This is a genomic window from Methylocapsa aurea (assembly GCF_000746085.1).
Classification (GTDB): Bacteria; Pseudomonadota; Alphaproteobacteria; order Rhizobiales; family Beijerinckiaceae; genus Methylocapsa; species Methylocapsa aurea.
Genome location: NZ_JQKO01000019.1, coordinates 61,997 through 69,281 on the forward strand (window position 1 = coordinate 61,997; position 7,285 = coordinate 69,281).

At 59.5% G+C, this 7,285-nt stretch carries 7 protein-coding genes; 4 read left to right on the forward strand and 3 right to left on the reverse strand.

All coding sequences use genetic code 11. The features are described 5' to 3' along the window. Positions 1–9 precede the first annotated feature (9 nt). Positions 10–1,311, reverse strand: coding sequence for a KpsE/RkpR family capsule polysaccharide export protein (locus tag DL86_RS13310; RefSeq protein WP_036262342.1), 1,302 nt, complete (start codon positions 1,309–1,311; stop codon positions 10–12). Between the two features lie 87 nt (positions 1,312–1,398). Here DL86_RS13310 and DL86_RS19910 point away from each other — a divergent pair, with 87 nt between their 5' ends. Both DL86_RS19910 and DL86_RS18810 read left to right on the forward strand, forming a co-directional pair. Then, complete coding sequence (locus tag DL86_RS19910) at positions 1,399–1,698, forward strand: hypothetical protein (RefSeq protein WP_156964643.1); 300 nt, start codon at positions 1,399–1,401, stop codon at positions 1,696–1,698. 41 nt (positions 1,699–1,739) lie between these two features. Continuing rightward, positions 1,740–4,043, forward strand: a complete 2,304-nt coding sequence (locus DL86_RS18810) for a glycosyltransferase (RefSeq protein ID WP_051953401.1) — start codon at positions 1,740–1,742, stop codon at positions 4,041–4,043. Between the two features lie 310 nt (positions 4,044–4,353). On the opposite strand, the gene DL86_RS13320 is transcribed toward DL86_RS18810, so the two are convergent. Further along, positions 4,354–5,136, reverse strand: a complete 783-nt coding sequence (locus DL86_RS13320) for an outer membrane protein (protein WP_036262384.1) — start codon at positions 5,134–5,136, stop codon at positions 4,354–4,356. A gap of 519 nt (positions 5,137–5,655) precedes the next feature. Here DL86_RS13320 and DL86_RS13325 point away from each other — a divergent pair. Then, positions 5,656–5,880 carry an alkylphosphonate utilization protein gene (locus tag DL86_RS13325; protein WP_036262344.1) on the forward strand — a complete coding sequence of 75 codons (225 nt, stop codon included), beginning with the start codon at positions 5,656–5,658 and terminating at the stop codon, positions 5,878–5,880. 254 nt (positions 5,881–6,134) lie between these two features. Beyond that, entirely contained in the window at positions 6,135–6,455 is a 321-nt protein-coding gene (locus DL86_RS13330) for a hypothetical protein (RefSeq protein ID WP_156964644.1), read from the forward strand. A 192-nt stretch (positions 6,456–6,647) separates the two neighbouring features. Here the strand turns inward: DL86_RS13330 and DL86_RS13335 are convergent, their stop codons facing one another. Next, the gene (locus DL86_RS13335) at positions 6,648–7,175 is read right to left on the reverse strand and encodes a DUF1269 domain-containing protein (RefSeq protein WP_036262347.1); all 528 of its coding nucleotides are present in this window, start codon (positions 7,173–7,175) and stop codon (positions 6,648–6,650) included. Between the last annotated feature and the right edge of the window lie 110 nt (positions 7,176–7,285).

Genomic DNA, 7,285 nt, shown 5'->3' on the forward strand with positions numbered 1-7,285 from the left:
GCGCCGTTTTCACTTCCCGTGATCCCGCACGCCGACAACGACCAGCATTCCCAGCGACCAGAGGCAGAGCGCGGAGAACAGAACGATCATGATCGTGCCGGCTCGTCTCGGAAATAGAGAGCTCTCCGGCAAGGTTGGGTCCTCTATCGAGACGAGATAGATGTGATGGCGGTTTGCGTCCGCTCGCGCATTGTCCAACAGCCTCTCGGCGAGCATGACCCTTCGCTCGGCTAAATTCCTGTTGACGTCCAATTGATCATATTCGGGCAGAGCCCCGGAAGTGGTCTGCAGGGTGGTATTTTCACTCGTGATCTTGGATTCGAGCCCCGCGATCTGACCTATCAAGGTCTGCCGATTGCCTTGAAGCTCCCTGATGCCCGGCGCGTCGGAGTCAAGCGAGGTGATGGCGCTGTCCAATTTCACTTCGACGTCGATCAAATCGCGCCGCAACTGCGTGATCGTCTCTCCCAAGGATAGCGCCGAGGCGCGTGGGTCGATCAACATCCGCGCATTTCTGAACTGTTCCAGATTCGTCCGGCGCTCGGCGAGGCGGTCTCTTGCGACGACAACTTCGGCCTCGGCGCGTTCGATCGAAGCGGCGCGCATCCGAACCAAGAGCTGGTTCACGACGACGTCGCAGCGTGCGCGAATGGCGGCCGCGACGCGGAGCGACTCCAGTGGCGAGAATGTCCTCACCACGATGGTCACGATGCCCGACGCCGCGTCGACCGAGACCTGGACTGCGTTGCGCCAATAGCGGAGAAGCGCCTCGGGCGCTTCGCTTGGCTCGAACCTCGCCCACCAGTCCGCCTTCGAATTGCTGAATATGGCGCGCAGATCGATCTCTCGCGCGAGATCGTCGATCATCGAACGGCTTTCGATATAATCGGCAATGATGTAGGCGTCTTGATTTACGTTCAAGCCCGCCAAGGCGCCCAAGCCCGACGCCGCCAATGCATCGCGGCCGGGAATGAGTTCGGTCGCGCCGCGCACCGCAAATCGCGTTTCGGAAAGAAATTGATCCGACGCCAGAAAGCCAAAATAGGCGATGCTTACAAGGAAAGGAAGGACGACGCAGGCGATAAAGCTCCGCCGAAGCCAAGGCGAATTCGCATCGGTCTCGAGGCCCTCATAGGAGGCGCCCGATGGCGCGGCAATTGCTCGGCGCGCAATGTTTCGGGCCTTGTCGACGACTCCATTCAGCCCCTGCAAACCGCGCTCAACGCCCTCCCGCAGGACAAGCGCATTCGAGCCGAGGCTCAGCGAGAGAAGCCGCTTGACGCCGGGCTCTTTAGGCTTGTCGCGCGCCATTCTTCACAATCGCCTCGAAGCGCACGTAAATTCGCGGTCCGGCCGCTGAGGCATCGAGCATTTGGGCGGCATGCAACCGGCGGGTCAATGAAAATGTCATCATCTAAATACATCGAGATCTTGCGCCAAGATCTTGGGCTGAAACGCCAAATCGCCAACCCTGCCCGCCAAGCCGCAGGCGTGTTAAAAAACAAACGCCAAAAGTCCGCGATTCGCTATCGGAGCGCACCATCTTGTGTGATCAAATCTTGGCGATTTCGTGGCGGAAGCCGCCCGGCGTCGCGCTCGGGGCGTCGTCAAGGCGCGCAGGGGCCGTTTGACGACAGGCCATTTCTTGATCGCAATAATATTGCGATGACAGCCCTTAGCGGCAATGGCTCAATTTGACGCGGCGTGACAATATTGCTCGACCGGTACACAATCTAACGATGCCGCCAGCATATCTAAAGCCGCTTTCATCGATCAACGCCTTGTGGAGGTGGTGGCTCATCGCCCGCAGCCGGATATTCGACGCGGAGTGGTACAAGGCCAATTACCCCGATGTCACCGACGACTGGGACTGCATCTCCCACTATTTGCAAAAAGGCGCCAGCCAAAGGCGCCGGCCGCACCTTCTCTTCGACCCGGCCTGGTACGAGTTGGTGCGCGGATCAAAACGACGCGACGCGAATCCGCTGATCGATTACATACTCTATGGCGCGGCGGATGGAGTCGAGCCATCCCCTTATTTTTCGACGCCATTCTATCGGAAGATCAGCGGCGGAACAGGTCGCCTGACTCCGCTCGGGCATTTCGTGGCGTGTGGATCGTCGCGCGGCTTGGCGCCAACGCCGCTGTTCGACCGGCGTTGGTACCTTGACAATAATCCGGACGTACGGCGAGCGGGATTCGACCCTTTTCTCCACTTTGTCGCATCGGGGGCCAAAGAAGGGCGTTCGCCGAGCCCGCTTTTTGACTCGGCCTGGTACAGAATGAAAAACGCCGACGCCCGGGACGAGGGCTGCGAGCCCTTGCATCATTACCTCTTGCTGGGCGCCGTCGAAGGTCGCAAACCATCGCCCGCCTTTGACGCCGATTTCTTCGTGGCCAGCGCCTTGGACCAAGGAGCGATGCGTAAAACCGCCCTAGCGTCATATGCCGCGCAAGAGCGCAAGGAATGGCGCAGCACGCATCCAATTCTTCCCCCGCCCGCGTCCGCAACCGCTTATTTCGAAGCGCTTCCGTGGCGACGGACGCAAGCCAAGGAGAACGCGCCGGAAGCGCCCTTCCGCGTCGTGATCATCGACGTCGACGGGGAGGCGAAGCCTCGGCCGAACACGGTCGATCGACACTTGCGCATTCTCGCTGCGCTTCCCGGCCTTGACGTTCACCTTGTGACCGACGCCCTGAGGGAGGCGACGCCGGAGGAAGTCGCGGTCATCGACCTTGCGCATCCAGATCTTGCTGGCATCGATCATCGAATGGTTCTGGATCGTCTGCTGCGCGCCCTCAGATTCCGCGACCCTGGGGGGCTTGTCGTCGAAGCGGCTTGCGCGATCGCTCCGTTGGCTGAGATCTGCGCGGAGTTGCAGGTTCCGCATCACGATCTCGCGGCTCATGCGCCAGGCTGCGCCGCCGAATGGATCGACGTCCTCGCCCGCAAAGCGAATTATCGCTTGGTCCCCGAGCCGACCATTTCCGTGATCGTGCCAAACTTCAACCATGCGCGTTGGCTTGACGAACGCATCGCCTCGATCTTGGCGCAGAGACGGGCGGCCGACGAAATAATTTTTCTGGACGACTGCTCAAGCGACGAGAGTCTGCGGCGCGCAAGAGCATGGCGGGCAAAATCCCCGATACCCTTTTCAATCCTTGCAAATGAGACCAACAGCGGCTCGCCGTTCAAGCAATGGGCGAAAGGCATCGAGCGCGCGAGGGGCGATCTGATCTGGATCGCAGAGAGCGACGATTGGTCCTCTCCCCGTTTCCTCGAGCAGATGGCTCCGCTCTTCATGGACCCGCAGGTGACCATGGCCTATTGCGACTCCGAAGTGATTGGCGCCGACGGAGAAATTCTCTCCAGATCCTACCGCTTCTATACGGACTCGTTGAGCGAGAAGAAGTGGTTGACCGCCTACGTAAACCGCGGCGAGCAGGAAATTGCTGAGGCTCTTGCGATCAAGAACACGATCCCCAATGTAAGCGCCGCATTATTTCGCCGCGCGACCCTTGCCGGCTGCATCGACTCGCTGCCCGGCTTTAGCTATTGCGGCGACTGGTGGACCTATGTCAACGTTCTGCGCGAAGGCAAAATCGCCTATCGCCCACAGGCCTTGAACAAGCATCGACAGCATGTGTCGCATGGCGTGACGCAGACTGGCGAGCGCGAAATCCGCGCGGTCGAGGAAGCGATCGCGATCAAGCTCTCAGCTTTCAACGCGCGACAGTGCGATGCTTCGATTATCTGGACAAGCATCGCCCAGACCGTCTTCGAATATGAAATTCGATCGAAGTCCGTCGCGATAGCACGACCCTCCTTCGTAATGAACAAAGACTTGGCCCCCTCGATCGAAAAACTCGCGTTCTTCCTCGCAAAGAGAGGCTACAAATACCCTGACGAGGACGGCCGTCTTGCAGCTTTTGTCCGTGGTCTTGCCGTGGACTCTATCATCCTTCAACAATCAGAGCGCGAAGAGTTCGTGCATCTTGTGCTCAGGCAAGTGCGAGCCGTTCGGACCTGCCACACAAATTGACGAGGATCGTCGCCGCCCCAAGCAGATAGGTCCGCCTCCACCGAAGTCCATAGCAGCGTCCATGGCAAGACAACGACGTGGACGGCCGGGCGTGCGTGGGCGGGACAAGTGTTTGGATCGAGTTCGCAACCACCCTCAGCCGGTTTTTTGTCGTTGTGGCGGCGATCAGCATACCGATCACTGGTGGTTGACGAGGGGCTTGCCGCGCCTATCGCCGGCGAACAACCGACGCTGCGGCGCGACAATCAAGGCGAGAATCCGCATCGCCTCTGCAGCGCCGTCCTCTTTCTCATTGTCGCGCAGCGCGGACTCAATATTTGGCGACGACAGGACCTGGAGCCCAGGAATCGAACTTATAGCTGAAGCCCACTTGGACTTGGCTTTCACTCAAATGATGCCGCGCGGCTGGCAAGCTAGCAAGCGTCACGAATGGGAAATCGGTGAAATGGCCGAAATCTGAATAGCGATATTCCGCTCGCACCGACCAATTATTTGTGACGGCATATTCGAAGCCGCCGCCGACGGTCCAGCCGGCGCGCGTTTTCGAAATATTTTCGGACAGGAAGAAGGGCGCGCCAAGCCAATAGTTATTCTTGATGCCGGTGAAAGCGGCGCCGCCGGTGGCGTAAAGGAGAATGCGGTCGAAGGCGATGCCGGCGCGGGCGCGGATCGACCCTTGAATCTCAGCGCGGGTATCAACCGTAAGGGGGGGATGGCCGAGGTGAAGGAAGCCGGGCTGCCCGCCCAAGGAAACACTTTTGCTCATGCTCGCGCCGTCGACCGATCCTTCGAGACCGATCACCCATTGGCTGATCTGGAGATTGTAGCCGATATGAGCGCCGCCGATCACCCCTTGCGGGCTGGTGTTGGCGGGGAAAAAGGTTCTGTCGGGGTCAAGCGTGGTAAAATTTGTTTTGTCGCGGCCCCAGGCATAGCCGATCTGGCCGCCGAGATAGACGCCAGTCCAGGTAAAGATCGGAACTGGCGGCAGATAGACCGGTGGGGGCTGACGCGAGGGAAGATCCGCCGCAATCGCAGCCGATCCACTGAGAGCTACGGCGCTAACCGTTGCCAGAAAAAATTTATGATACATGACAATTGTCCTTCGCGCGAAAATCAATGAGCTTAAAGAATAGGTCATGGCGAATGAGAGCCATATCGAAATCAGCGTTAAAGACCCGAAATTCCGGGCGCTGTGGCTTATCCGTAACAGGAATGGAGAACAGACTCGGCATCGTGTTTTCCTCCATTGCGCGGTACGGCGTCGAACTCTTGCGCGCGTTTTTCGCGTCGCTGCACGTCGAGCCCGCCGACCCTGCTCCCCGCCGGGCGCTACATTCAAGAGGGCGACATAGGTGTGCGGCTGCGGGTCCCCCGCGATCTTCAAGGTGACCAGTTCGGTGTGAGCTTCGGCGGCCTTAGGGTCGATCCGAGACGCCTCCACCGTTGGCCCCCGTTGGCGTAAGGGTCCCGGCGCGGAGGTCCCTTTAGCCCGCCGGCGGGACGTCCCGGCGCCCAGAGAGCTGGAGGGCGAAGCTAGGATCGCCCGCGCTGACGACGTATAAGGCGATCGCATGGCTCGCGAACGCGGGCGCCAAAAAGGGGGACGGACGTGACGGATGAGGTTATTGTGAAGGATAGCAATGGCGCGGAGCTTGCCGATGGCGACGCCGTGACGCTCATCAAGGATTTGAAGGTGAAAGGCACGTCCGAGACGCTGAAGCGCGGCACTTTGGTCAAGAACATTCGTCTCACAGGCAAACCCGGCGAAATCGAGTGCAGCACCAAGCAGGTGAAAGGCCTCGTGCTCAGAACCGAATTCCTGAAAAAGGCGTAGCCCTCAGCGGCCTTTCAGGCCGCCCCGCGCTCATTTTTTAAAGCTCTTCGCCTCACGCCTGCGCCCTTTGCGGCCTCTCAACTGGCGCTTCATTTACGAGTCATCGGCAGCCGGACATCGCCCAAACCAAGAGCTCCATCGCGAGCTTTGCAAAATGCGCTGGAAAACTGGTAGGAAGCAAGTCTTTCATCGCGCCTCAATAAAACCGGATGGTAGGAAAAGGGCGCGGGCTGTTCAAAGAGCGGAGACAGAACATGAGCGACCTGGACGAGGTGACGAAATCCCTTCTCGCCGACTCGGCGGAGATCGAGAGATTAGCCGAAAACACTGTTCGCGCGGCTGAGGGGCGCAGGCCGTTGCCGACGCCGCTCAAGGATTATCTGACAAAGATCGGCGAGCTGACGACGCTCTGCGAGGAAGTAATCGCCGATCATGCCGAGCCAGCATTGGCCAAACAAACATCAGCCGCGCTGGCGACGGCGCTCGGCGCCATCCGAATCGGCATCGACAGCTTGGTCGTTTATCAGGCCCTCGAAGGCACGACTTACTCTACGACGACAGTGGCCAATGACTAGGGGGTCGAGCGAAGCGGATGCTGGCGGGCGTTAAGAAAATACAATAACATGAAAAGATAGAGATGCCTTCTGATTCCACGGCATCCGAAGCGCTCTAATGTTGACGGGAGCATCGGGCGCCGAGCGCCGCGGCCTAGGCGGTGGGCGGCGGCGCCCCACGCTCGGCCACTTGGCGCTAGGGCTTTGGTGGGATCAGGCGCTGGCTGCGGGCGGGGGCTGCGGCGCATTGGCGGCCACGGCGCCGGCGAGAGCATTGCGAAGCGCTTGTTCCTTGGCGTCGTCGAGGGACGTCTTGAGCACGACGCCGCCATAGTCCTTGATCTGATCGAGCACCTTATCCGCCGTCATTTCCTTGATGAGCACGAACAAGGCGGCATTGCCGGGCTGGATGCTTTCGGCGATGTCTTTCATGAACTTGTCATTGATGCCGAAGTCCGTCAGCGCGCCGCCCAATGCGCCGCCCGCCGCCCCTAAAGCCACGCCGAGAATCGGATTGAGGAAAATCACGCCGACCAACAAGCCCCAGAAACTGCCCGAGGCGGCGCCGGCCGCCGTTGTGTTGACGACCTGGTGCAGTTGGATCCGGCCATCTGCTGATTTGGTGGCGACGACAGCGTCCGAGAGTTTGATCAGATATTCCTTCTGCAAATCAAACAGGCGGTTTCGCACCTCCTCTGCTTTTTCCTGGGACGGATAGACAATGACGATGAGATCGGACATTGTAGGTTACCCCGCTTGCAAATGAGCCTTATCGGCAATGTAGAATGCGCTGCCCGCCGCGCTTTTTCAAGCCGCCGATCAGCGCAGCGGGTCCGAAAGGCAAGCAATAT